Genomic DNA, 1630 nt, shown 5'->3' on the forward strand with positions numbered 1-1630 from the left:
ACTAAACCAGCTAATAGTTTGTCAATATTTTTCATTAAAATTTCGAAATCCATCGTGATATACTAAAAAAGGGTATACCAAATAACCTTCATATTCTTAGAATTGGAAGGTTTTTCGTAATTTAGTTAGATGTTGTTTCTAAGCTATATCTTGGAAAGTGGTCCGGTTTTTTAAAAGGGCAAATATCCAATGTAAGAGCTTATTTACACAAGCAATTACAGCTACCTTAAATGGCTTTCCTTCTTCACGCTTCTTGTCGTAAAACTCACGCATTCGTTTGTTTCGGGGAATGATTTCATCCGTCGTTTTCTGTTTACGACAATCGCGTATGGCACATCGAACAGCCATATATAAGGCGTGGCGCAGCCTGCTGGAACCTCTTTTGGTGATTCGATTTTTGGTGGCAGTAAACTTGCCAGATTCGAAAACACTAGGGTCTACTCCAGCGAAAGCCACGAGCTTTTTAGGATTAGTAAATCGATCTATCTCCCCAATTTCAGAAATGATCGTTGCCGCGATCTTTTCACCGATACCAGGGATAGATTTGATAATATTATATTCTTCAACTTCTTTAGCGAGGGCATCTATCTCAGACTCCAATGTGGATAGATGCTCTTTGTATTGAAGAATAATATTAATATACATACCTAAGCTTAAGATATGACTCTGATAGACTGTCTTTTCAAAGGGATTGCGAGCTGCCGCCTCTTTTAGTTGTAAGGCTTTTTCATTGGCCCATCTGAATGAACGACTTTTACATAATTCCTTAATCCTCATTGAGAGAGTTTCATTACTAGCTTCTAAGATGTCTTCAGATGACGGAAATTCCTTTAACGTTAAGAGTGATACCACAGAATATAAATCACCGAACACTCCACGATATTCTGGGAATACTTGATCCAGAATAGCCTGGAACTGAAGCTTTGTCTGAATCATCACTCCTGTAATATTCTCGTGTTGTCTTGTAAGGTTACGAAGGTTTAATAGCTGGACCCCTCGCTTTTTATACGGCTCTAACTCCTCCTTGTAAAACAACTCGCAGAGGTGGTAAGCATCGATGGCATCTGTCTTTACTTTCCTTAAACTTGAACTTTTCGCTTTGTAGGAAATTAAAGGGTTGATAATTATTAATAAATACCCACGTTCCTCTAAATATTGGACTACTGCTGTTTGATAGTGTCCAGTTGCTTCAAGAATAACCGGAGGTTTTAGACCGGTTTCTTTTTGTACTACCTCTAGAAACTCCACAAGTAAACCAAGACCCTGAAGAGTATGTGCTACTTTAAAGCTCTTACGGAATGGTTTGCCTTTATCGACAAAAGCTTGAACCTGACTTTCCCCCTTAGAAATATCCAGACCAACGACTGGATTCATTCTGTATCATCTCCTAATCTTTTAATTTGCCGGTACCCCTTGTTCTCCTTGCAGTGTCACAGCTTCGCTTGTTATACGAGATCTATGTCCCAACCAGCCTCAATCATGTTTCTACAAGTAGGGGGCAAACTGTTTAGCTGACGGGATCTAGGTCCCACGAGCAGTTACGTTTTACCCCGGCTACCGTTATAATAAGACCATATAGAAAAAGGTCAACCAGAAATATTTTCTTTTCTGGATGACCTTATAATACGAA

General features: G+C 39.1%; 1 protein-coding gene. It reads right to left on the reverse strand.

The genetic code is table 11. The features are described 5' to 3' along the window. Positions 1–138: 138 nt before the first annotated feature. Positions 139–1374: an IS110 family RNA-guided transposase gene (locus M3593_RS23640; protein ID WP_251545068.1), complete on the reverse strand. Its 1236-nt coding sequence runs from the start codon at positions 1372–1374 to the stop codon at positions 139–141. Between the last annotated feature and the right edge of the window lie 256 nt (positions 1375–1630).

The organism is Mesobacillus sp. MER 48, from assembly GCF_023714225.1.
In the GTDB taxonomy this organism is placed as follows: Bacteria; Bacillota; Bacilli; order Bacillales; family Cytobacillaceae; genus Mesobacillus; species Mesobacillus oceanisediminis_A.